This is a genomic window from Halorarius halobius (assembly GCF_024298865.1).
Classification (GTDB): Archaea; Halobacteriota; Halobacteria; order Halobacteriales; family Haloarculaceae; genus Halorarius; species Halorarius halobius.
Window position 1 is genome coordinate 956,788 of sequence record NZ_CP101161.1, and the last position, 22,261, is coordinate 979,048.

Sequence of the window (22,261 nt, forward strand, 5' to 3'; positions counted from 1 at the left end):
ATGTACGTCGGACGCCTGCTGGTCGTCGGTCCCGGACTCGCCGCCTATCGCGTCTCATCGCGGTCGTTCCCGAACCGCCGCGTGTACGACCGCGACGGCACGCTGACGGTCGGGCCCACCGAGGACGCTCCCGAGACGGACAACCCCTACGTGTCGTACAACTGTCTGCGGACGACCGGAGACACCGCCGCAATCGGCAACGGGTCGCACGTCGACCCCATCGCGGAGAAACTGGAGCGGGGGTATCCCGCCCGCGACGCGCTGGTGACGGCACTGCACGCGCTCGACTACGAGAAGGACGACTACGACACGCCCCGTATCGCGGGCACCGTCTCGGCGGAGTCGGCGTACGTCGGCGTCGTCCGGAAGGACGCCCTCCTCGTTCGAGAGGTCGCGGAGCCGACGCTGGTGGCCACCTACGAGACGAACGCGCCCGAGCCGTTCGGATTCGACGCGACCACCGCGAGCGAGGCCGCCCGGGCGGCGTACGACCTCGAGTTCGAGCATCCGGTGTGTGCCGCCGCAGTCGAGTCGACGGACGGGGGGTTCGAGACGGCGTTCGTCAACGAGTAGTCGGCCCGGCCGGCCCCGCAACCTAAACCCGGTGCGCGCGTAGCCGGGGCCATGCTCGTCGGCGTCATCTCCGACATCCACGCGAACAAGCCCGCGCTCGACGCGGTCCTCGCGGACATGCCCGACGTGGACGCGCTGGTCTGTGCGGGCGACGTGGTCGGCTACAACCCGTGGCCCCGCGAGGCCGTCGAGGCGATGCGCGAGCGGAGCGTGCCGACCGTGATGGGCAACCACGACCGCGCGGTGGTGACGGACACGACGTTCGGGTTCAACTCGATGGCCGGCGCGGGCGTCGAGTACGCCAAGGGGGAGTTGCGCGACGCGCAGGTCGCGTGGCTCGAATCGCTCCCGGACGAGCGGACCGAACTCGACGGCCGCGTGAAACTCGTCCACGGCCATCCCGAGGACCCCGACCGCTACACCTACCCCGCGATGTTCTCGCCCGACATGCTCGGCGAGGAGGACGTGCTCGTGATGGGCCACACCCACGTCCAGGCTCACGAGGTGTACGACGAGGGCATCGTGATGAACCCCGGGAGCGTCGGTCAGCCCCGCGACGGCGACCCGAAGGCGGCGTACGCCCTGCTGGACCTGGACGCGATGACGGTCGAGGAGCGGCGGGTCCCCTACGGCATCGAGCAGGTGGTCGATGCCGTCGAAGCCGCCGGCTTGCCGAGCGAAATCGGGACGCGACTCAGGAAGGGCCGCTAGAGGTCGATGTCCTGGATTATCTCCAGCGCCTCCTCGCGGTCGTCCCAGTCGACGAACACGGCGACGGAGGTGGCGGAGGTGACGACGTCCTGGATGTTGATGTGGGCCTCCGCCAGCGGCGAGAGGATGCGGTTGACGACGCCCGGTTGGTTCGGGAGTTCGCCGCCCGTCACCCGGACGACGGCGATGTCGTCGTCGACGGTGATAGACGAGAGCGCCTCCTCGGCGACGACGGCGTCGTGGAGGATGGTCTCGGCCTCCTCGGCGATGTCGGCGTCGACGTAGAACGTCACCGAGTCCATCCCGCTGGCGACGGCGTCGATGTTGATGTCTGCGTCACGCAGGGGGTTGGAGAGTTCCGAGAGGATGCCCGGTCGGTTGCGGATGGCCCGCCCCGCGACCGTCAGGCAGGCGAGTTTCCCCTCGCGGAGGTCGATGAGGTTCTGGAACTGTCCCTCGATGTTCGTCCCGCCCGTCAGCAGGTCGCCGTGCTGGTAGTGGACGACCCGGACGTCCATGTCGTCGGTCTTGTACGCGAGCGCCGACGGCGCGACCACCTCCGCGCCGCGAAACGAGAGGTTCCGCAGTTCGTCGACCGTTATCTCGCCGACGTTGCGTGCGCCCTCGACGACGCGGGGGTCACCGGTCATCACGCCCTCGACGTCGGTGACGATGACCACCTCGTCGGCGTCCATCACCTTGCCGAGCATGACGGCGGTGGTGTCGGAGCCGCCGCGCCCGAGCGTGGTGACGTTGCCCGCGTGGTCCTGTGCGAGAAACCCCGTGATGACGGGGACGAACCCCTCCGCGGCCATCGACTCGGCCAGCGCCTTCCCGCGGCGGGTCGTCTCCTCGATGTCGACTTCGCCGTGCTCGTCGGTGATGACCGGCCACTCGTCGGTTCCGGGTTCGAGAAAGCGCGCGTTCACGCCGCGGGCCGAGAGCGCGGCCTTCAGCATCCGGACGGACGTTCGCTCGCCCATCGAGACGATTTCTGCCTCGTCGGCGTCGTCGGCGTCGAAGGTGATGGCGTCGAGCAGGAAGTCGGTGGTCGACCCCATCGCGCTGGCGACGACGGCGACCTCGTGGCCGGCGTCGACCGCCGCCGCGACCGAGTCGGCCGCGCGGTTCACGCGCTCGCCGTTGCCGAGCGAGGTACCGCCGAACTTCGCTACGACGCGCATGGACTCACCCAGGCGCGTCGGTTCGTGTGACGATGGCTCATACCCACCGTAGCCTACCGGGGGGGATAATCCTGTCCATAACCGGAAGCCTTGCCGACCTCAACCGTCGGAGGGCCCGGCGGTCGGGTCGTCGGCCGCGGCCCCCTCTTTCCTGACTGGGTCGGCGCCGTCGTCCTCGGCGCTGGGACCGCCGTCGTCGGCGCGGGCGGTCTCGGGGTCGTCGGCGTCGGCCGCGTTCGCCTCGGCCGACGGCTCCCCGTCCTCCTCCCGTTTCTCGCGGAGTTCCGCCTCGGGGTCGAACGTGACCATCCCCGTGCCGGGGGCGTACTCGTAGGCGTGCCACTCCGGGACCACGAGCGCGCCGTTCAGTTTCCGGATGCGCACCTGCTTGACGAGCGTGTTCGGGACGATTTCGTCGTTGAGGCGGAGTTCGATGAGACCGTCGATGGTGTACTGGAGGTCGTGGGGGAACTGGTCGGCACTGCCTGCCGAGATGGTCGCGCCCGCGAAGATGGGGACGAACCGCCCCTTGCAGATATCCGCGCGGATGTCCTTCACGAAGTTGTACGCCCGCACCGGCTGGACGAGCGTCCCCAGTTCGGTGAGCGAGTCGACGATGACCAGCCCCTGGTCGACCATGTCGCGGTCCTCCAGAGCGTTGTCGAGTTTGTTGTGGACCTCGCCCACGTCGGTCGGGTCGCGGACCGTCGTGGTGGCGTCTTCGGCGACATCGTACAGGTGGCCGTTCCAGTCGTCCATCCGGTCGAACATCCGGTCGCGGTCGTCGAGCCGGTAGGTGAAGCAGTCGATGATGTGGAACAGGCCGGACTCGAGATACGGGAGGACGTTCCACTCCAGCGTGAGGAACTGCTGGACGACCGCGCCCGGCGGCTCCTGGAAGGAGACGAACACCACGGGTTCGCCCCGCTGGAGCGTCCGCCAGACGAGTTCCGCGCCGACGGCGCGGTCGCGGGTGCCCGCCTCGCCGGGCACGAGTACGAACGCGTTGCGGGGGTACCCCTCGGGGAGCGAGGCGTCCAGCGCCGACACGCCGGGTTCGACCCGGCGGTTGCCGTGGTACTCGTCGAACGCGGCGTCGGCCCGCTCGTAGGCGTCGGCACACGCCTGCGAACAGAACGCCCGTTGCTGGCCGTCGAGCGTCGCCTCGACGGGCGTCTCCGGGACTGGGAGCCGACAGAACGCACACGCCACCCCCTCGCCGTCCCGCTCGCTCGCCGCGGCGACGGCCTCCGCGCCGGGCAGTCGCCGCGCGCCGTCGACACCCCCCTCGTTGCCGTCGCCTTCGTCACTCATAGACACACCTCTGAGCGCCAGTCGGGAACGGTTTTCGGTCGCGCGGAGCGTTCAAGTGGACGCACCCCGTTACCGCGAACCATGGACGTTCGTGACGCGGTGGAGGCCGACGCCGAGCGGATGGCCGAGTTGACCGGGTCGCCCGCGGACGTGATGCGCAACCTCGTCCACGACCGGACCGTGCGCATCGCGGAGGCCGGCGAGGAGACGCGGGGGTTCGTCTCCTTCGACGCCCAGCGCGAGACGGTCCACGTCACGCAACTGGAGGGCACCCACGACGCCTGCGAGCGCCTGCTCGAGGAGCCGGTCCGATTCGCCGAACGCGAGGGGATGGCCGTCGAGTTGCTCGTCGCCGAGGACGACGACCTGCGGGCAGTCGCCCACGAAGCGGGGTTCACCGAACACGGCGAGGGGCCGCGGTTCGAGGGAACGCGGACGGTGCGGTACCGGCTGGACGCCTAAACGCGCGGAAAAGAGCGCCTGCTCCCTCGGGACGCTGTGATAGATACAGCCCAGCTACTCCTCGGTTGGTTCGGCGACCTGGACCCAGCCGTCGCCGCGGACGGTGATGCGGAACCCGCGGTACTCGAAGTCGAGACTGCCGCCGGTCACGCCCTTCGTGTCGGTCAGTTTCGTGCCGAACAGCGCGTCGTTGACCGCGGCGATATCGACCACCTCGTACAGGAGCGGCTCTTTGATGCTCGCTACCGGTTCGTCCTCGGCGGCGGCGACCGCCTCGATGACGACTGTGGTGAGGTCCTGGTCGCTCTCCGGGTCGTACGCTCGCTGTTCGATGACCCCCCAGTCGGCGTCCTCACTTGCGGTTCCCCTGTTGTTGTCTTCGCTTTCGCTCATGTCTCGTCGGTGCTGTCGTAGCTACGGCTCGCGTGCTGTTCCTGGGCGTGGTCGAGCCCGTGGCCGGCACCCGCCAGGACGGCGAACACCTGCTTGTCGTTTGGGCCGCGGCGTATCGTTTCGGTCTCGCTGTCGAACTCGACGACGCCCTCGTCGACGAGCTTCGGAACGTGGGTGTGATACAGCGAGACGTACGTCTGGTCGCGGCGGTACTCGGAGACGCGTGTCTCGTCGAGGTCCTGCTCCCACGCGGTGAGCTTCGTCGCCAGGTCCTCGAGCGTCCACTCGGGGTTCTCCGCGAGCGCATACATGAGGTAGCGGCGGCGCGGATGCCCCAGCACCGAGAACACGTGGTCGAGTTCCAGCACGGCCGGGTCGATGTCGGGCGGGGCGAACTCTCCCGGTCGGGACCGGTCCCCCACATCGGAGTCGTCAGGCGGTGTGTCCTCGCCGTCGTGGCTCATGGGACCATCTTACACACGAATATCAAAAGTATTCCGTCGTAGGAGTTCAGATGGCATCTACTCGTGGCCACCCGACAACCTCCCACCGTAGTCACCAGAACCTGAAGCGTTCACACGCTCAACGAGACAGGCAACCACGGCAAGCACCGCGAGCGAAGCGGGCGGTTCACCGTGGCCGAACGCAGTGAGGCCGCCGTGTCTTTTTCAGCTGAACTTGTGGACGGTCATCTCCAGCGTGTCCAAATCGAGAATCGGCGCGAAGCCGGCGTCGGGGTCGATGTTGACGGATTTCTGGAAGTCGGTCTGGGCCTGCCAACAGCCCGAGTTGACGGCGATGACCTTCCGGTACTGCCCCCAGCCGAGTTTGTGGACGTGGCCCGTGTGGAACACGTCGGGCACCTCCTCCATCACGAGGTAGTCCTTCTCCTCGGGGGCGAGCCGCGTGTGGCCGCCGTACTGCGGGGCGACGTGGCGCTTCTTCAGGAGCTGGAACATCGCCTTGTGGGGTTCGTCGTAGCTGGCCTGGTCCTCCGGTAGTTCGGCGATGACCTCGTCGAGCGAGACGCCGTGGTACATCAGGATGTCGACCCCCTCCACGGTGACCATCGAGGGGTTGCCCGTGATGCGGGCGTCGTGGGCGCTCATGATGTCGCGGAGTTCCTCGTCGAACCCCGGCTGGGGCTCGGCGAGGCGGACGGCGTCGTGGTTGCCCGGAATCATCAGTATCTCCATGTCGCCGGGCACCTCCTTCAGATGCTCCGAGAACGCCCGGTACTGGTCGTAGATGTCGACGACGTCGAGTTCGTCGTCCTGGTCGGGGTAGACGCCGACGCCCTCGACCATGTCGCCCGCGATGAGCAGGTACTCGACGTGCTGGGCGTCCTCGGTGTGGAGCCAGTCCGTAAAGCGGTGCCAGGCGTCGGCCATGAACTCCTCGGAGCCGACGTGAACGTCCGAGATGAGCGCCGCCTGGACGTGGCGGTCGGCGGTGCTGGGCGAGTACGTCCGCGGGATGTCGGGGAAATGCATCGAGTCGACGAAGACGATGCCGCCGTCGTCGCTGAGGGTGCCGTCGATGGCGACCACCTCGTCAAGGAGCAGTTGGTCGACGAGGTCCGCGATGGGTTTGTCCTTCATCACGAGACACGGGAACGTGCCCTTCGTGTCCTCCAGTTCGACGAGCCAGTGGCCGTTGGCCGTCGAGCGGACGTCGTTGACCATCCCGACGAGGCCGGCCTCGCCGCCGCCGGGCATCGCCTCCAGCGAGTCCGTCGGGCGGTGGTTCACCCGGCCCCGCAGTTGCTTGGAGAGCTTCTCGTAGCGGTCGCGGAACACCGTCACGAACTCGTCGTACTCGCCGGTTCCGGTCGACTCGCCGGTGATGTCGCCGGCGACGGACAGCGACCGCTTCGAGCGGTCGGGGTCGCGCTCGAACGACCCCTTCGTTTCGACTGGAGACGCGCCGGCGCCGGCGTCCGATTCGGGTGGGTCGTCTCCACCCGAAACGGAGGGGTCTGCCGCGGGCGTCGCCTCGCCGCCGGTGCGCTCGGCCGCGGGGCCGTCCTCGAGTGCCGCGCGGACGTGGTCGGCGGTGAGCACGAGCGCGTCCGGCGGGGCGGCGTCGACGGCGGCGACGAGCGCGGCCTCGGGGTTCGCGGCACCCGAAAGGAGGGTGATGGCCTCGCGCTCGGCGTTGTAGCCGTGGCTGGCGAGCGTCTGAGCGATGCGTGCCGGCGTCTCCTGTGGCACACACGGAGGTTGCGACGGCCGGAGAAAAGCGTAGCGGAAGTCGGGGCGGGCGTCGAAACGGGAAGGTTGAAACCGCTCGCACCGAATTGGCGGCTAATGAGCGACGACACGGGACCACGCACCCTCCGCGAGTGGGTGGAGTGGTTCCGGACGACCGACGAGGGCGCCGTCGTCTGGGTCCGGGAGGTGGTGACCAGCGCCGGCGCGGTGCTTGCCGTCGGCCTGTTGCTTTTCGCCATCAGCGGGGTTTGGCCGCCGATGGTCGCCGTCGAGTCGTCGAGCATGCACCCGAACATGAACACGGGCGACCTCGTGTTCGTGATGGAGGAGCACCGGCTCTCCCCCGAGTTCGCCACCGCCGAGACGGGCGTGGTGACCTACCAGACCGGGGAACGTGAGGGGTACACGAAGTTCAGCGCCCCCGGCGACGTCATCATCTACCGGCCGGACAACCGCTCGGGGACGCCCATCATCCACCGGGCGCGGTTCTGGGTGGACGACGGCGAGAACTGGTACGACCGGGCGAACCGGAGCTACGTGGGGAGCGCCGACAACTGCAACGAGTTGCGCTACTGTCCCGCGCCCCACGCCGGCTTCATCACGAAGGGCGACAACGAGAACACGAACCGGCGCTACGACCAGGTGAACGGGCTCTCGCCGCCGGTCCGTCCGGGCTGGGTCGTCGGCACCGCCGAGGTGGGCATCCCGCTGGTCGGCTACGTGAAGCTCTGTGCCTCCAGTGGGCCGTGCCCGCTGACGGCGACGGCGGCGCCCGGCGCGCCGCCCGCGACCGTCGACCCCGCGCCGGCGTTCGAGGCGAGCGCCCGACCGGCGAACGCGACCGCAGTCGCCGGATAGCCGCCGCGACCACGCGACGCGAGCGGCTCAACAGACGGGCTTCGGGTTGACGCCCATCGACTCCAGCCGCTCGGTGTACTCGTCGTAGGCGCTCCCGATGGCGGCGGTGGCGGCCTCGCGGGCCCGCTCCCAGTCGGCCTCGTCCGCACAGCGCTCAGCGAGCAGGTCGGTCGCCCGCTCCAGTTGGTCGTCGAGGTCCGCCCCGAGGTCACGGAACAACTGCGAGGTCTGCGGGTCGGCCTCGCCGACGAAGTAGCCGGTCAACTGCTCCTTGGACTTCTCGGCCGCGAGCGTGCGGCCGACGAGCCCGCCCAGCCGGTCGAGCGTGTCGTCGAACCCTCGGAGCATCTCCTGGATGGCCGGCACCGCCTCGCTCGGCTCGTGGGCGTCGAGTTCGGCGGCGACCCGCTCGTAGTGCTCGCGCTCCTCCTCGGCGGTGGCGGCGAACGCCTCGGCGGCCGCCTCGTCGTCGGCGTCGGCGGCCCACGCGGCGAACGTCTCGGCGGCGGCGTGTTCGGCGTCGGCGGCCGCCGCCAGCACCGCGTCGGTCTCCATCTCGCCCATCGTGTCGGCGTACAGTGATTTCGACGAGCCGAGCCGCGACAGTTCGGTCTTGGCGTCGGCGCGGACGGCGTCGAGGAACTCCTCGGGAGTCATGGCTCCGGCTACGGCGAGCGGCGGCTTGTAGCCTGCGACAGCGACAGCCGTTACGGCCAGAGCCCGCGGGCCTCGTGTGCCTCCGCGAGCCGCGAGAGCGCGACGACGTAGGCGGCGTCGCGCCACGTCACGCCCCGGGCGTCGACTTCCTCGCGAACCGCGTTCCAGGCGGTCCGCATCTCGGCGTCGAGTTCCTCGTTCACCCGGTCGAGCGACCACGACCGCCGGTTGATGTCCTGGAGCCACTCGAAGTAGCTCACCGTCACGCCGCCCGCGTTGGCGAGGATGTCGGGGATGACGGGGACGCCACGCTCCTCCAGCACCGCGTCGGCGCCGAACGTCGTGGGGCCGTTTGCTCCCTCGACCACGATGTCCGCGCGCACGTCGTTCGCGTTCTCCTCGGTGATGACGTTGCCCACCGCCGCGGGCACGAGCACGTCGACGTCCAGTTCCAGCAGTTCCTCGTTCGACAGCGCCTCGCCGTCGACACCCGTGACGGCTTCGGGCTCCTCGTCGTGGGCGGGAATCGCCGCGGGGTCCAGCCCGCCGGGGTCGTACACCGCACCGTTCACGTCGCTGACGGCGACGACGGTCGCGCCCCACTCGTCGAGCAGGCGGGCGGCGCTCGCGCCGACGCTCCCGAACCCCTGGACTCCGACGGTCGTCTCCGCGAGCGAGCGGTCGTAGTAGTCGCAGGCCTCGCGGGTGACGATGGCGACGCTTCGGCCCGGTGCCGTCTCCCGGCCGTAGCTCCCGCCGACGACCGGCGGCTTGCCCGTGACGACGCCCGGGATGGTCTCGCCCTCCTGCATGCTGTAGGCGTCCATTATCCACGCCATCGTCTGGGCGTCGGTACCCATGTCGGGCGCCGGGATGTCCTGGTTCGGCCCGATGGCGGCCCGCACCTCCTCGGTGAACCGGCGGGTGAGTCGCTCCATCTCGGCGTCGCTCAGCGACTTCGGGTCGACCACGACGCCGCCCTTCGCCCCGCCGAACGGGAGGTCCATCACCGCGCATTTCCAGGTCATCCACATGGCGAGGCCGACGCTCTCGTCGCGGGTGACGCCGGGGTGGAACCGCAGACCGCCCTTGTACGGGCCGCGAACGCTGTCGTGCTGGGCGCGGTAGCCCGAGAACACCTCGACGGTGCCGTCGTCGCGTTCGATGGGGACGGTCACCTCGTGGACCTTCGCGGGGTGGCGCAGTCGCTCGACGACGTTCGGGTCGATGTCGAGTTCACCCGCCGCGCGGGCGAGCTGGCGGCGGGCCGTCGCCAGCGCCGACTCGGTCGGCTCCTCCGGCCGCGCGGCCGCGTGAGCAGTCTCCGAGGACATGGGTCACTCCATCGGCGTCTGTCGGTTCCGCATCGACCCGCCGCAGACCGGACACTCGCCGGGCGGCGCCTCCTCACGGGCGATGGCCCCGCAGTCGAAGCACTCGTAGGCCGTCTCGTCGTCGCCGTCGGGTTCGACGTCTCGCATCGCCCGACGTAAGGTTCGTGCAAGAATTACCGTGTTTGTTCAACAGTAAACCATTCCGAGGAACCACTGTTCACTATTGAACCCTACTCGCCGTCCGCGGGCGAGGGCACGCCGAGCGACGCGGGGGCGCCGAGTTCCTCGAACAGCACGGTGAACAGTTTGCGCTGGACCGTGCGGACGTGCTGGTAGAACGCCGTCGGCGAGATGTCGAGCGCGTCGGCTATCTCCTCGCCGGTGCTCTCGCGGGGCGACTCGAAGAAGCCGCTGTAGTAGGCGGTCTGGACGACTTCGAGCTGTCGGTCGGTGAGACGGTCGAACACCTCCGCGTGCAGGTCGGGCGTCGACGCGCGGTCGAGCGTCCGCTTCGAGCGGAGCTCCGTCTCCGCGAACGCGTCGGTCACAAGCTGGGTGATGTGGCGCACGTCGACGCTGTCGGGGATGTCGACCACGAGCGTCGTCGTCGCCGGGTCGGCCGTCGCGCTCCGCAGGACCGCGCCGTGGTCGGCCAACTCCAGAGCGACGAACGGCTGGGAGAGGTGGAGCCGGACCACGCCCTCGCTGTCCTCCGTGCCGATGCGCTGGACCGCCTCGACGGCGACCAACTCGCGGGCGGCGGCCTCGACGGCCTCGACAGCGGCGCCGTCGACGGTGACGAACACGTAGAGGCCGTCGGCCGTCTGCTGGACGCCGCCCTGATACGAGAGCGTGCAGTCGGCGGCGGTCGCCAGCCGCGAGAGGACGAACGCTGGGTCGGCAACCTCGAACTCCAGTCGCGTTGTCGCGGTGGTGAGAAGCGCGTTCTTCCGCTCGATGGCGCTCGTCGCGGAGGCGACGGTCTCACCCAGTTCCGCGAGCACCGACTGGGAGGTGTCGTCGAACGCGTCCTGCACGTCGGCGTAGACGGTCAGGACGCCGTAGGTGAGTTCGTCGTACGCGATGGGAACGCTGAGCGCCGAGAGGTAGTCCCGCGAGAGCGCGTGTTTCCGCCACGACGCCTCGCGGAGCGCGTCCGCGACGTTCGTCACCTCCGTCACCTCGCCGGTCGCGGCCGTCCGGCCGGCCGGCTCCGCACCGCCCATCTCGACGGTGAGGCTGTCCAGATACCCCTGTTCGTTGCCCGCCCACGCCCGGGGTTCGACCGTCTCGCCGGCGGCGTCGACCACGCCGATCCACGCGAACGCGAACCGGTCGCTGGCGGTCAGCCGTTCACAGACCGCGCGGTCTATCTCCTCGCGCGTCTCGGCGCGCACCAGCGCCTGGTCTATCTCGCGAATTATCTCGTTGACCCGGTTCAGCGCGGATAGCTGTGCGTTCTGTGCCTGGAGTTCGCGGTCCTGTTCGCGGAGGCGGCTCTCGCGGACGACCCGGTCGAGCGCGGCCTCGGCCGTCGCGGCGAGCAGGTCGGCAAGCTCCCGCGTCACGGGGTCGAACCGGCCGACGTCGGCCGACCCGGCGACGAAGACCCCGTGGTCGCCAAGCGGGATGTAGGCGGCGCTTCGCACGTCGGTCGCGGGGTTCGCGAGGCGGTCGGCGTCGTGGACGTCGTCGAGGAACAGCGACTCGTCCTCGATGAAACTGTAGCCGGGGAGGCTCCCGCCGTCGGCGTCGACCGTCGGGAGCGGGCCGTGGAGCCGCTCCATCTCAGGAGCGGTGGCGACCGGGCGGAGGTCGGTGCCGTCCTCGTCGAACAGGTAGACGGCGCTGGCGTCGAGGTCGAGCACGCCGGGGGTGTCCTCGACGACGTGCTGGGCTATCTCGTGGCGGGTCTCCGCGTAGAGGAAGTCGCGGGCAGTCTCCTGGAGCGTCGCCAGCGCCTCCTCGCGCTGTTTCCGCTTCGTGATGTCGCGACAGCTGTACAGTAGCGTGCCGCCCTGAATCGACACCTCGCGGACGTTGACCAGCAGGGTGTGCTCGCGGCCCGCCTTGTCGGTGGCCGTACACTCGATGTTCTTGAGGACGCCCGACTCGGCCAGTTCCTCGCGGTCGAACAGGTCGGGGCCGAGCAGGTCGTCGATGGTGCCGCGCTCGCGTATCTCGTCTGCGGTGTAGCCGAAGATGAAGTGGACGTTGGGGCAGACGTAGGTGTACTCGCCCGCGTCGTCGGTGATGAGCACCGTGTCGGTCATGTTGTTGAGCGTGACGCGGTGGAGCTCCTCGGAGCGCCGGAGTTCGCGTTCCAGCGAGACGCGGTCGGTGATGTCGACCCCCTCGACGACGATAGAGACGATGGTGTCGCGGGCGTCGCGCACGGGCCGGGCGGACAGTTCCAGCACCCGGTCGGCGTCGGTCGTCGGCGGGCCGGTGACGACGGCACTGCTGAACGAGCCGTCGAGCGCCCGCTCCGTGACCCGGCGGACGTCCCCGCCCACGCCGGCGTCCGTCCAGCAGGGGAGCGTCCAGAACGGGTCGCCGCGGACGGCCTCGGCGTCGACGCTCGCCAGGTCGGCGGCGGTCCGGTTGGCCCGCGCGAGCGACCCGTCGGGGTCGAGCACCCACGTCGCGGTCCGCGCGTCCTCGAAGATGGCGTCGAACTGGCGGGCGCGGTCGCGCCGTGTCGCCGTCCGGTTCGCCGCCGCGACGGCCCGACCGATGCGGTCGAGCAGGTCGTCGAGCGCGGGGTCGGCCGACGACAGGGGGACGTAGTCGTTGACGCCGGCCTCGATGGCGTCGCTGGCGACCGCCTCGCTTCCCGCCGCGGTACAGAGGACGACCGGGAGGCCCGGCGCCGCCTCGCGGAGCGCCCGGCACAGTTCGACGCCGGTCGTCTCGCCGAGGTCGTGGGCGGTGACGACGCAGTCGACCGCCCGCTGGCGGACGGTCTCGCGGGCGGCCCCGTACCTCCGGACCGTCTCGACGGTCGCGGCGGTCCGGGTCCTCAGCGCGTCGGCCAGCGGGTCGACCCAGTCGGCCGCGCCGACGACGAGCACGCGGGTCCCGTCCCACGTGGCGGCTGAACTCGACATGGGACGCCGCTACGGCCCCGGGGCGGTTGAACGCACCGACATCGGCCCGCGGGCGGCCCGAGTACGAGCCGACAGTCACCGCCGTGCGGCGTACCTGACGGTGAGGAATCGAGCGCCGGCCAGCCACATCGCCTGCGTCGCGAGTACGTCGGCGGGCCGGCCGTCGGGCGCGTCGGGCGCGTCCGGATGTGCGCCCGGATACACGCGGAACCGCTGGCTCGCGGGGAGCGCGAACGCGCCCACGGGCGTGACGAGGTAGAGCCCGCCGGTCGGGCAGTCGGTCGTGAGCTCCAGCCCCGAATCGAGATGCCGCATCCGGAGCACCGTCGAGAGGTTCGCACCCGGAAGCGGGACGGCGATGTTGACGAGCCGTTCGCCGTCGCGGACGTGGCTGGCGTAGACGGCGACGAACACCGCCTCGCCGGTCGCCCGGTCGGTCCGCACCCACAGCCGCGGGTCGTCGCGGGGGTCGGGCGCGTCGAGCCGGCAGAGCCGGCTCTCGACGGTGCGGGTCCCCTCGCCCGGACCGGGGAGGTTCAGCTGTTCGAGCCGCGAGGTGGCACGGGCGGCGACGGCCGCGCCCGCTCGGAACGGCCGGTGCCAGTCGGCCGCCAGCGTCATCTCGAAGTCCGCGGTGTGTTCGTACAGCGCCCGCACCGCCGGGTCGACGCGCCCGGGGTCGAAGTCGGGACGGGCGTAGGTTGCGAGGTCGTCCATCTCGCCGGCCACCGGGTCGCCCGTGACGCCGCGGCGCTCGGGCCAGTCGGCGCCGACGCGGGAGCCGGCGACGAGCGGGCAGAACGGGATTCCGCGGGCGCGGTGGCGGGCGTAGCCGGCCGCCCCGGCGAGGGCGGCCAGCGCGAACAGCGGGCGGCGCACGTCCGGGTCGACGGCGGGCGCCGCCGTGAGCGTGTCGGCGTGTCCCGGCAAGTTTTGGTCCCCGCGGTCGGACGGGCGGATATGAAGGAAATCGTCAGCACCGACGAGGCACCGGCGGCGGTCGGCGCGTACAGCCAGGCGACGACGAACGGCGACGTGGTGTTCACCGCGGGGCAGATACCCCTGACGCCCGACGGCGACCTCCGGGCGGACGCACCCATCGACGAGCAGACGGACCTCGCGCTGTCGAACCTGGAGGCGGTGCTCGCCGAGGCGGGCGCCGGGATGGACGACGTGCTGAAGGTGACGGTGTTCCTGGCGGACATCGAGGACTTCGACGAGATGAACGAGACGTACGCGACGTACTTCGACGAGGAGCCGCCGGCGCGGTCGGCGGTGCAGGCCGGCGCGCTCCCGAAGGGCGTCGGCGTCGAGATAGAGGCCATCGCCAGCGTCGAGTGATGGAGCCGGCGGCGAAGGCGGCGACCCTGTGGGGCCTCATCGGCGCGCTCCTGTTCGGCGTGTTGAGCCAGGGCTACCAGCTACTCACCGGCGAAGCCATCGGCTTTCTCGTCGTCCTGCTGGTGATGGGCGTCGTCGGCGTCGTCACCGGCCTGCTGTCGTACGCCGTCGACGCCCGCCTGTGAGTCGCCGTGTCTCGAAACGCTTTAACGGCCGACTGGGATAGGTGTGGACGTAGCCGGGATGGCCGAGTGGTAAGGCGCACGCCTGGAAAGCGTGTTCCCTCAGGGATCCAGGGTTCAAATCCCTGTCCCGGCGCTTCTGACGCGAGTAGCGAGGGTCGAGCGACGCGAGAACCTCGTGCGAACGGCGAGCACCGCGTCGCGTGTGCGAGGCGAAACTGCGGCGGTCTGGAACAACTCGGGCGACACCGTCTACGTGTTCGACGACGGCGGGACGACCGTCGTCGAATACAGCTACTGAGCGCCGGGGACGGAGTTCTCTCCGCCGTTTTCAGCCGCTGAAGATACAGCTAGTTACTTAATGTAGGGGGAGACGTGTGGCGGGGCATGGACGGAATCAACGCCGGGCGCACGTCCGAGGGTCGTCAGGACACCGACGAGAAGCTCTCGCGACTGTTCGACGAGATTCAATCGGACGGCACCGGTGGGGGACTGGACCTGGAGACGCCCGCCGGCGACCATCCCGAACAGGAAGCGGACGAACTGCTCGAGTCCAGCCTCGACGCGCTGTTCGCCGACGCCGCGTTCCGGTTCGACGAGAAGCTCGTCAAGCAAAGCCTCGAGGAACTGCTCGTGGTGCTCATCGCGATGCGGTCCGGCGAGACGAACGGGAAGGCGTTGATGTCGGACCTGAGCCGGCTGTTCGACAGCCAGCTCAGCCCCGGCACGGTGTACCCCGCCCTCCACGAGATGGACGGCGATGACGTGCTCGAGATGTTCGAACTCGTCCGCTCGAAGGAGTACCGCATCGCGGACGACCAGGAGGCGGCCGCGATGGTCACGGAGGCGGCCCAGCAGTACCTCGCGCTCGGCGCGTTCCTCTATGCGGCGACCGACGAACTCTGAACGAACCACACCCCGACATCACATATAAAGACCGCCTCGAGCGGGACATCAGCCACGTCATTCACTCGCACACTCGCCCGGGCACTTCCGTTTCGTTCCACCACCGTGGTGCGGTTATCCGTCGTTACCCGACGCGGAGATGGAACGGCGTCGCGGACCGACAGCGCCGGATTTATATAGAACCGTGAGCAATCATTCGACCGACCATGAGCAAACAGCAGCGGATGCAGGGACAGCCCATGATTATCCTGGGCGAGGACTCCCAGCGGATGAAGGACAAGGACGCGCAGAGCCACAACATCTCGGCGGCGCGGGCGGTCGCCGAGTCGGTACGTTCCACCCTCGGCCCGAAAGGGATGGACAAGATGCTCGTCTCCTCGATGGGCGACGTGACCGTCACGAACGACGGCGTCACCATCCTCCAGGAGATGGACATCGACAACCCCACCGCGTCGATGATCGTCGAGGTCGCGGAGACACAGGAGGACGAGGCCGGCGACGGCACCACGACCGCCGTGGCGGTCGCGGGCGAACTCCTGAAGAACGCCGAGGACCTCCTCGAGCAGGACATCCACCCGACGGCCATCATCAAGGGGTTCCACCAGGCCAGCGAGAAGGCCCGCGAGGAGATAGACGACATCGCCGTCGAGGTCGACCCCGAGGACATCGACCTCCTCCGGAAGGTCGCCGAGACCTCGATGACCGGCAAGGGCGCCGAGCTGAACAAGGAGCTTCTGAGCCAGCTCATCGTCGACGCCGTCGAGGCCGTCACCGTCGAGGCCGAGGACGGCTCCACGGTCGTCGACCTCGAGTACGTCAACGTCGAGACCCAGACCGGTCGCTCCGCGGGCGAGTCCGAACTCCTCCACGGCGCGGTCATCGACAAGGACCCCGTGCAGGACAGCATGCCCACCGACCTCGAGGACGCGAACGTCCTGCTGGTCGACGAGCCCATCGAAATCGAGGAGACAGACGTCGACGCCGAGCTCCAGCTCGACTCGCCCGACCAGCTCCAGGCGTTCCTCGACAGCGAGGAGGAGGAACTGCGCGAGAAGGTCGACGCCATCGCCGCCTCCGGCGCGGACGTCGTGTTCTGCCAGAAGGGCATCGACGACATGGCCCAGCATTTCCTCGCGAAGGAGGGCATCCTCGCGGCCCGCCGCGTGAAGAAGTCCGACATCAAGTTCCTGCGCGAGGTCACGGGCGCGAACATCGTCTCGGACCTCGAGGCGGTCACGAGCGCGGACCTCGGCACCGCGACCATCAGCCGCGACGACGCCGACGAGCTGTTCTACGTCGAGGGGACCGGGGACGCCCACGGCGTGACGCTGCTGCTCCGCGGCTCCACCGAGCACGTCGTCGACGAACTCGAGCGCGGCGTCGGTGACGCGCTCGACGTCGTCGGTAGTACCGTCTCCGACGGCCGCGTGCTCGCGGGCGGCGGCGCCGTCGAGGTGGAACTCGCCTCCCGGCTCCGCGAGTACGCCGACTCCGTCGAGGGGCGCGAACAGCTCGCGGTCGAGGCGTTCGCCGACTCGCTGGAGCTGATTCCGCGGGTCCTCGCGGAGAACTCCGGGCTGGACGCCATCGACACGCTGGTCGACCTGCGGTCGGCCCACGCCGACGGCGACCAGTACGCCGGCCTCAACGTGTTCACCGGCGAGACGGTCGACACCTACGACGCCGGCGTCGTCGAACCGGCCCACGCGAAGGAGCAGGCGCTCTCCTCCGCGACCGAGGCCGCGAACCTCGTGCTCAAGATCGACGACATCATCGCCGCCGGCGACCTCTCCACCGAGGGCGAAGAAGAGGAGGGCGGCCCCGGTGGCGGCATGGGCGGCATGGGCGGCGGTATGGGCGGCATGGGCGGCATGGGCGGCATGATGTAACTCCACGTTCCGCACGTCCCTCGCGCGCCTGCACCGCTCGCGAACGACCGTTCTTCTGTTCGTCCGGTAGCTACCGCTCCAGTTCGTCGGCCAGCAGGCCGTACCGCTCGACGTCGACGCGCTCGCCGTCGACGAACGCGTGTTGCCGGAGCAGACCCTCCTGCTCGAAGCCGACCTTCTCCAGCACGCGGGCCGACGCCGGATTCGTCTCGTACACGTGCGCGTACACTTTCGCCAGGCGGCGCTCGTCGAACGCGTGGCCACAGATGAGCGCGGCCGCGTCGGTGGCGTAGCCGTTCCCCCAGTGGTCGGGCAGGATCATGTAGCCGAGTTCGGTCGTCCCCCAGACCTCGTTGACGTCGTTGAGACCGAACGTGCCGACCGGGTCGCCGTCGACGCAGGCGAGCAGGTGGACCTCCTCGCCGCCGAGCGACTCGACCCACTCGCGCTCCTCCTGTTCGTTGTGCGACGCGTGCGACCCGAGGCCGGCACGCACCGCCGGGTCGTTGACCAGCCGCTCGAGGAACGGCGCGTCGTCGACCTCGATGGGGTGGAGGTCGACGGTCTCACCTTCGATGAACACGGGACCGGGCATGAGATAACGGGGAGGCGGGCCACACTTCAGTCTCGCCATGGAGTGTGAACTGTTCTCATCCCCGAACCGAGCGGTTCACCGCGGTCGCGTACCAGTCCGGTCGCTCGACCGACGCGTCGAGCGAGCGATAGCGGATGGTCCGGGAAACCCGGACCGAGGTGCCGAACATCTCGCCGGCGTACGTGAGTCGCTGTGTTCGGAGCAGTCCCGAGGCGCCGACCGTCGCGCTGTAGGAGACGTTCCGGGGCGCCTGGACCTCCGCCACGGCGGCGAACAGCGACGGCTCCGCGAGCGCGTCCGCGACGAGCACGGCCGACCCGTTCGCCGCCTGGGTCCGCACGTCGAGCGACGACAGGAGCGCCCACGGGTCGCGGTACGGCTTCGGCCGCCGCAGGGAGTTGTAGAACCCGTTGCCGCCGTTGAACTCGTCGGCCGGGACGTACAGGTACGACGTCCCCGACTCGCGGCGGATGCGCTCGACGAGCGTCGCCCCGTTCGAGTAGAACACCGCCGTCGCGGGGTCGCGGCTGACGACGCTCGGTCGCGGCCCGTCGACGGCGACGCGAGCGCGCCACCGCTCGCTCTCGACGCGACTGCGCTGGCGCACCGACGCACGGAGCGTCCCGTTGGCGTACCTGACGGTGTAGTTCGAGGCGACGACGTACCGGTCGCCGGCCGCCGCCGCGTGGGCGTTCGCCAGCGCCACGGCGTCGGACACTCCGTCGGCCCCGACCCCCGGGGGGTAGGCGTCGGCGTCGGGCACCGGGGCCGCCGTCGTCCGTGCCGTCGGCGTCGCCGGGCCGGACACGACGGCGTTACAGCCGGCCAGCACCAGCAGTACGGCGACCAGCAGAGCGACGGCCGCGGCGCGCATGTCCGCACCTCGGGCGCGAGCGGGGTAACCGTTCGGGCGTCACACCACGGTCGTCCACGCGGGACGGCGGACCGTCGTGTTGCCCACGTCCTCGTAGACGATGCGCTGGGTGCCGACCACCCGCCTGCCGTCGAGCGTGCCGACGTAGCGGAGGCGGACCCGTCGGACGACCCCCCGGTCCGTGACGACGGTCTCGACGTGGGCACGCCGGACCGTCTCGACCGGCTGATTGCGGGCCAGCACCGACGCGTTCACCTCGGTCGCCGTCAGCCGATAGCGACCGACGCCGTCGGGCGAGCGGCCCGCGAGTTCCACCCGGGTCGACTCGACGGGGGCGAAGATGTCGGTCAACGCGGCGGCGTGGACCGGTGCGACTGGCCCTTCGGCCGGGCGAATCGGCGCGTCGTCGGGGCCGCGGACGACCCGGTAGCGGGCGTCGTCGGTCACGACGGCCTTCAGCACCCGAGTGCCGTCCGCGAAGTAGGTGACACGGCGGCCGTCGGGCGGCGCGAGCAGACCCCGGTGCGTGACCGAGATGCGGTAGCGAGAGCGGTTCGCGGCGGCGTGTTCGACGACGCGGGTGTACGTCCGGTCGGTGCCGTTGGCGTACGAGAGCGACCGCTCGACGGTGACGGCCACCGACCGGTCGCGGAGCGCCCGCGCGTGGGCGTCGACGACGGCTTCGGGGTCCTCGATGCCGACGGGCGAAAGCCCTGGCCCCGGGACGGAGTCGGGCGTCGGCACCGGGGCGGGCGTCACCGTCGGCGAGTCGGTGCTCGCGGTGGGGGCCGACGCCGTACAGCCGGCGACGACGAGCGCGAGCGCCACCGCGAGCACCGCGAGGCGTCGTGACACGTTCACAGCCCGGGAACGGCTCACCGAAAGGCTACCGTAGGGTGAAATCGCGGTGACAGCAACGCGGCTGGCGAATCGGCGGGTACTAAGTCGCGGCGCAAGAATTGCCGGCCATGGAGACGCTGCTGTTGAACCGGGCCGACGTCGACGAGAACGCCCGGATGCCGGAGGTCATCGCCGCCGTCGAGGAGGCCTTTGCCGCCTACGAGCACGGGAACGTCCAGATGCCCGCGAAGTCGTACATCGACCTGCCGCAGTACGACGGCGACTTCCGGTCGATGCCCGCGTACATGGACGCCGGCGACTGGGACGCCGCCGGTATCAAGTGGGTGAACGTCCACACCGACAACCCCGAGGAGTTCGGCCTGCCGACCGTCCTGGGGACGATGGTGTACTCGAACCCGGAGAACGCCTTCCCGTTGGCCATCCTCGACGGGACGACGCTGACCCGCAAGCGCACGGGCGCGGCGGCGGCCGTCGCCACCGACCACCTCGCGGTCCCCGACGCCTCGTCGCTGGGCATCGTCGGCGCGGGCGTCCAGTCGTACACGCAACTGGAGGCCATCGCCGAGGTGCGACCAATCGAGGAGGTGGTCGTCTCGGACGTACGCGAGGAGGCCGTCGCCGCGTTCGTCGACCGCTTCTCGGACCGGTTCGACGTGCGGGGCGGCTCAATCGCGGAGGCCGCCTCGTGTGACGTGCTCTCGACGGTCACCCCCGTCGAGGAGCCCATCGTCTCGGCCGACGCGGTGGGCGAACACACCCACGTCAACGCGATGGGCGCCGACGCCCCCGGCAAGCACGAACTCGCCGACGAGTTGCTCGCGGACGCCACCATCGTCATCGACGACTACGAGCAGTGCACCCACTCCGGCGAGATAAACGTCCCCTACGGCGAGGGCCTGCTGGACGACGGCGACATCTACGCCGAACTCGGCCAGATAGTGACCGACGCCGTCGCCGGCCGTGGCGAACGCGACGGACCGGAGGGCGTCACCGTGTTCGACTCGACCGGCCTCGCGATTCAGGACGTCGCCACCGCCCACGTCGTGTACGAGCACGCCGACGAGAAGGGGAACGGCTACCCGTTCGAGTTGGTCGACACGGAACTGCGATAGCGACCCGTCCCGGGGGGCCACAAGGCATTTCAGCGTCTCGTCGGTTCCTGCAAACGAGCCATTCCGGCATCTACCATGACCCGAACGACACTCCGAGCGACGGCGCTGAGCGCGCTCGTCGTCCTGGCGACGCTGTCCGGTGCGGCCGCAGTCGGAGGGACGACCGCCTCGACGACCGTCGCGGTGGACGCGACGCCGACCGACCCCAACGACGCGCGGGCGACCCACACCGTCGTGTTCACCGTCGGTGCCGACGCCGAGAGCGCGGGTGCGGTGTTCAACGACGTCCTCGTCGACTACACCGCCGGCGCGCCCGAGGCGGACGTGAGCAACGTCGGCGCGGGGTCGATGGGCCGCATCGGCATCGACCGCGGCGGCGACGACCCCGGCACCCGCATCGACGTCGCGGCCAACGTCAGCACCGTCAGCGCCAAGAAGGACGGGACCGCCGTCCGCATCGCCACGAAGGGGAACCTCACCCTGCAGGCCGGCGACGAGGTAGTCGTCGTGCTCACGCCGGTCCAGAACCCACAGAACGCCGGCGACGCGGCGGTCGAGGTCACCGTCAACTCCCAGGGCGCCGCCGACACCGCGACCGGGACGGTCGGCTACGAGTACAACGACGCCGCCGTCCGGTTCGACAACGAGACGACCGCCGGCGAGACGGTGACGGTCGAGTCGGTCAGCCTCTCGGAGGGCGGATTCGTCGTCGTCCAGAACCGGACCGGCGAGACCCCCAACGAGGTCCGCGGCGCCTCGACGTATCTCCCGCCGGGGAACCACTCGAACGTCGTCGTCCCGCTTTCCCCCGGCATCGACGCTGACGCGACGCTGTACGCGCAGGTCTACACCGACACGAACGGTGACCGGCGGTTCCGCTTCGACGACACCGGCGGCGACGTCGACGACCCGTATCTCACGGACGACGGCAACGTGATGGCCAGCGACGCCGCACGGCTCACCTACGATTCGAGCGCGAGCGAGTCGACGCCGACCGACCGGACGGCCACCGACACCGCGACCCCCACGCCGGACGGCGACACACCCACCCCGTCGCCCACCCCTGACGACGCGGACGGCGAGACGCCGACGCTCTCGCCGACGCCGACGCCGGAGGACGGCGAAGACACCCCCACCGCGTCACCGACTCCCGACGACGCTGACGACGCCACAGAAACCGACGACGGCGCGGGTAACGCGACCGTCACGCCGACCGATTCGCCCACACCACAGGGGACGGTGAGCGTCACCGTGACGGCGTCGCCGACCGACGAGGACCGACAGGGGCCGGCCGACGGGGAGACGCCGACCGGTCAGCCCGGGTTCGGCGTCCTCGCGGTGCTCGCCGCGCTGGCGGCCGTCGCCCTGCTCGCGCGCCGCTAAGTCGGTCGCTCGCGCTCCTCGGTGAAGTTCGGGTCGAGGTCCGTCCCCTTGCGTGCGTTGACGAGGCGGTTGACCGCCCACAGCACCAGCAGGAACGGCAGGATGGGGATGAGCAGGACGAAGATGATGGCTCCGAGAAGCAGGCCGATGGCGTGCATCTCGCTATCCGGACGTCCGACGTACCGGGGCGTCACGCTGTCGACGAATCTGGTCGCGGGGCCGTCGCTGGTCTCTTCCTCGCTCATGCCCCAACGTAGGCGCGCCACGCTCTTAGCCGTGGCGCACGCACGGTCGCGACCCGCCAGTCCG

General features: G+C 69.9%; 24 protein-coding genes and 1 tRNA gene. 11 read left to right on the forward strand and 14 right to left on the reverse strand.

Going from position 1 to position 22,261, the window contains the following annotated elements; all coding sequences use genetic code 11:
* Both NL112_RS05150 and NL112_RS05155 read left to right on the forward strand, forming a co-directional pair.
* Nucleotides 1–573, forward strand: coding sequence for an IMP cyclohydrolase (locus tag NL112_RS05150; RefSeq protein ID WP_255151559.1), 573 nt, complete (start codon nt 1–3; stop codon nt 571–573).
* Between the two features lie 51 nt (nt 574–624).
* The gene (locus NL112_RS05155; protein ID WP_255151560.1) at nt 625–1,284 is read left to right on the forward strand and encodes a metallophosphoesterase family protein; all 660 of its coding nucleotides are present in this window, start codon (nt 625–627) and stop codon (nt 1,282–1,284) included.
* Here the strand turns inward: NL112_RS05155 and NL112_RS05160 are convergent.
* Nucleotides 1,281–2,468, reverse strand: a complete 1,188-nt coding sequence (locus NL112_RS05160; protein WP_255151561.1) for an aspartate kinase — start codon at nt 2,466–2,468, stop codon at nt 1,281–1,283. The genes NL112_RS05155 and NL112_RS05160 overlap by 4 nt on opposite strands.
* A gap of 99 nt (nt 2,469–2,567) precedes the next feature.
* On the reverse strand, nt 2,568–3,782 hold the full coding sequence (locus tag NL112_RS05165; RefSeq protein ID WP_255151562.1) for an ATPase domain-containing protein: 1,215 nt from the start codon (nt 3,780–3,782) through the stop codon (nt 2,568–2,570).
* Between the two features lie 81 nt (nt 3,783–3,863).
* Between NL112_RS05165 and NL112_RS05170 the strand changes: the two genes are divergently transcribed.
* Nucleotides 3,864–4,244, forward strand: a complete 381-nt coding sequence (locus NL112_RS05170) for a hypothetical protein (RefSeq protein WP_255151563.1) — start codon at nt 3,864–3,866, stop codon at nt 4,242–4,244.
* Nucleotides 4,245–4,298: 54 nt separating this feature from the next.
* Here NL112_RS05170 and NL112_RS05175 read toward each other — a convergent pair whose 3' ends face one another.
* From NL112_RS05175 to NL112_RS05185, 3 genes are all read right to left on the reverse strand, one after another.
* Nucleotides 4,299–4,637 carry a HalOD1 output domain-containing protein gene (locus tag NL112_RS05175; RefSeq protein ID WP_255151564.1) on the reverse strand — a complete coding sequence of 113 codons (339 nt, stop codon included), beginning with the start codon at nt 4,635–4,637 and terminating at the stop codon, nt 4,299–4,301.
* Nucleotides 4,634–5,101 (reverse strand): DUF7344 domain-containing protein, encoded by a 468-nt coding sequence (locus NL112_RS05180; protein ID WP_255151565.1) that lies wholly within the window; start codon nt 5,099–5,101, stop codon nt 4,634–4,636. Before NL112_RS05180 ends, NL112_RS05175 begins: the two co-directional genes overlap by 4 nt.
* A gap of 204 nt (nt 5,102–5,305) precedes the next feature.
* Nucleotides 5,306–6,850: a DNA-directed DNA polymerase II small subunit gene (locus tag NL112_RS05185; RefSeq protein WP_255151566.1), complete on the reverse strand. Its 1,545-nt coding sequence runs from the start codon at nt 6,848–6,850 to the stop codon at nt 5,306–5,308.
* 96 nt (nt 6,851–6,946) lie between these two features.
* On the opposite strand from NL112_RS05185, the gene NL112_RS05190 reads away from it, so the two are divergent.
* Nucleotides 6,947–7,708, forward strand: a complete 762-nt coding sequence (locus NL112_RS05190; RefSeq protein ID WP_255151567.1) for a S26 family signal peptidase — start codon at nt 6,947–6,949, stop codon at nt 7,706–7,708.
* 27 nt (nt 7,709–7,735) lie between these two features.
* On the opposite strand, the gene NL112_RS05195 is transcribed toward NL112_RS05190, so the two are convergent.
* The 5 genes from NL112_RS05195 to NL112_RS05215 all read right to left on the reverse strand — a co-directional run bounded on the left by NL112_RS05195 (nt 7,736) and on the right by NL112_RS05215 (nt 13,739).
* The gene (locus NL112_RS05195) at nt 7,736–8,365 is read right to left on the reverse strand and encodes a rubrerythrin family protein (RefSeq protein WP_255151568.1); all 630 of its coding nucleotides are present in this window, start codon (nt 8,363–8,365) and stop codon (nt 7,736–7,738) included.
* Nucleotides 8,366–8,415: 50 nt separating this feature from the next.
* Nucleotides 8,416–9,699 carry a glutamate dehydrogenase GdhB gene (gene gdhB / locus NL112_RS05200; RefSeq protein ID WP_255151569.1) on the reverse strand — a complete coding sequence of 428 codons (1,284 nt, stop codon included), beginning with the start codon at nt 9,697–9,699 and terminating at the stop codon, nt 8,416–8,418.
* Nucleotides 9,700–9,702: 3 nt separating this feature from the next.
* On the reverse strand, nt 9,703–9,846 hold the full coding sequence (locus NL112_RS05205) for a rubrerythrin-like domain-containing protein (protein WP_255151570.1): 144 nt from the start codon (nt 9,844–9,846) through the stop codon (nt 9,703–9,705).
* Between the two features lie 83 nt (nt 9,847–9,929).
* Entirely contained in the window at nt 9,930–12,809 is a 2,880-nt protein-coding gene (locus NL112_RS05210) for a bacterio-opsin activator domain-containing protein (protein ID WP_255151571.1), read from the reverse strand.
* 75 nt (nt 12,810–12,884) lie between these two features.
* Complete coding sequence (locus NL112_RS05215) at nt 12,885–13,739, reverse strand: hypothetical protein (protein ID WP_255151572.1); 855 nt, start codon at nt 13,737–13,739, stop codon at nt 12,885–12,887.
* Nucleotides 13,740–13,769: 30 nt separating this feature from the next.
* Between NL112_RS05215 and NL112_RS05220 the strand changes: the two genes are divergently transcribed.
* The 5 genes from NL112_RS05220 (at nt 13,770) to thsB (ending at nt 17,127) form a co-directional block, all read left to right on the forward strand.
* Nucleotides 13,770–14,150: a Rid family detoxifying hydrolase gene (locus tag NL112_RS05220; RefSeq protein ID WP_255151573.1), complete on the forward strand. Its 381-nt coding sequence runs from the start codon at nt 13,770–13,772 to the stop codon at nt 14,148–14,150.
* Complete coding sequence (locus NL112_RS05225; protein ID WP_255151574.1) at nt 14,150–14,335, forward strand: DUF7981 family protein; 186 nt, start codon at nt 14,150–14,152, stop codon at nt 14,333–14,335. The genes NL112_RS05220 and NL112_RS05225 overlap by 1 nt, the downstream gene beginning before the upstream one ends.
* A 52-nt stretch (nt 14,336–14,387) precedes the next feature.
* A tRNA-Ser gene (locus tag NL112_RS05230) sits at nt 14,388–14,468 on the forward strand.
* 251 nt (nt 14,469–14,719) lie between these two features.
* Nucleotides 14,720–15,238: a helix-turn-helix domain-containing protein gene (locus tag NL112_RS05235; RefSeq protein ID WP_255151575.1), complete on the forward strand. Its 519-nt coding sequence runs from the start codon at nt 14,720–14,722 to the stop codon at nt 15,236–15,238.
* Nucleotides 15,239–15,444: 206 nt separating this feature from the next.
* Nucleotides 15,445–17,127 (forward strand): thermosome subunit beta, encoded by a 1,683-nt coding sequence (gene thsB / locus NL112_RS05240; RefSeq protein ID WP_350356150.1) that lies wholly within the window; start codon nt 15,445–15,447, stop codon nt 17,125–17,127.
* Between the two features lie 70 nt (nt 17,128–17,197).
* Here thsB and NL112_RS05245 read toward each other — a convergent pair whose 3' ends face one another.
* Genes NL112_RS05245 through NL112_RS05255 form a run of 3 tightly spaced genes read right to left on the reverse strand, consistent with a single transcriptional unit; the run spans nt 17,198 to nt 19,451 of the window.
* The gene (locus NL112_RS05245) at nt 17,198–17,722 is read right to left on the reverse strand and encodes a GNAT family N-acetyltransferase (RefSeq protein WP_255151576.1); all 525 of its coding nucleotides are present in this window, start codon (nt 17,720–17,722) and stop codon (nt 17,198–17,200) included.
* 55 nt (nt 17,723–17,777) lie between these two features.
* Complete coding sequence (locus NL112_RS05250; protein ID WP_255151577.1) at nt 17,778–18,596, reverse strand: hypothetical protein; 819 nt, start codon at nt 18,594–18,596, stop codon at nt 17,778–17,780.
* A 39-nt stretch (nt 18,597–18,635) separates the two neighbouring features.
* Entirely contained in the window at nt 18,636–19,451 is an 816-nt protein-coding gene (locus tag NL112_RS05255) for a DUF7537 family lipoprotein (protein WP_255151578.1), read from the reverse strand.
* A 113-nt stretch (nt 19,452–19,564) separates the two neighbouring features.
* Here NL112_RS05255 and NL112_RS05260 point away from each other — a divergent pair, with 113 nt between their 5' ends.
* Together NL112_RS05260 and NL112_RS05265 are read left to right on the forward strand one after the other, a co-directional pair.
* A complete protein-coding gene (locus tag NL112_RS05260; RefSeq protein WP_255151579.1) occupies nt 19,565–20,569 on the forward strand; it encodes an ornithine cyclodeaminase family protein in 1,005 nt (334 codons plus the stop codon).
* Between the two features lie 75 nt (nt 20,570–20,644).
* A complete protein-coding gene (locus tag NL112_RS05265) occupies nt 20,645–21,952 on the forward strand; it encodes a DUF7282 domain-containing protein (protein ID WP_255151580.1) in 1,308 nt (435 codons plus the stop codon).
* On the opposite strand, the gene NL112_RS05270 is transcribed toward NL112_RS05265, so the two are convergent.
* Entirely contained in the window at nt 21,949–22,197 is a 249-nt protein-coding gene (locus NL112_RS05270; protein WP_255151581.1) for a DUF7535 family protein, read from the reverse strand. The two genes, NL112_RS05265 and NL112_RS05270, sit on opposite strands and share 4 nt — an antisense overlap.
* Nucleotides 22,198–22,261 lie beyond the last annotated feature (64 nt).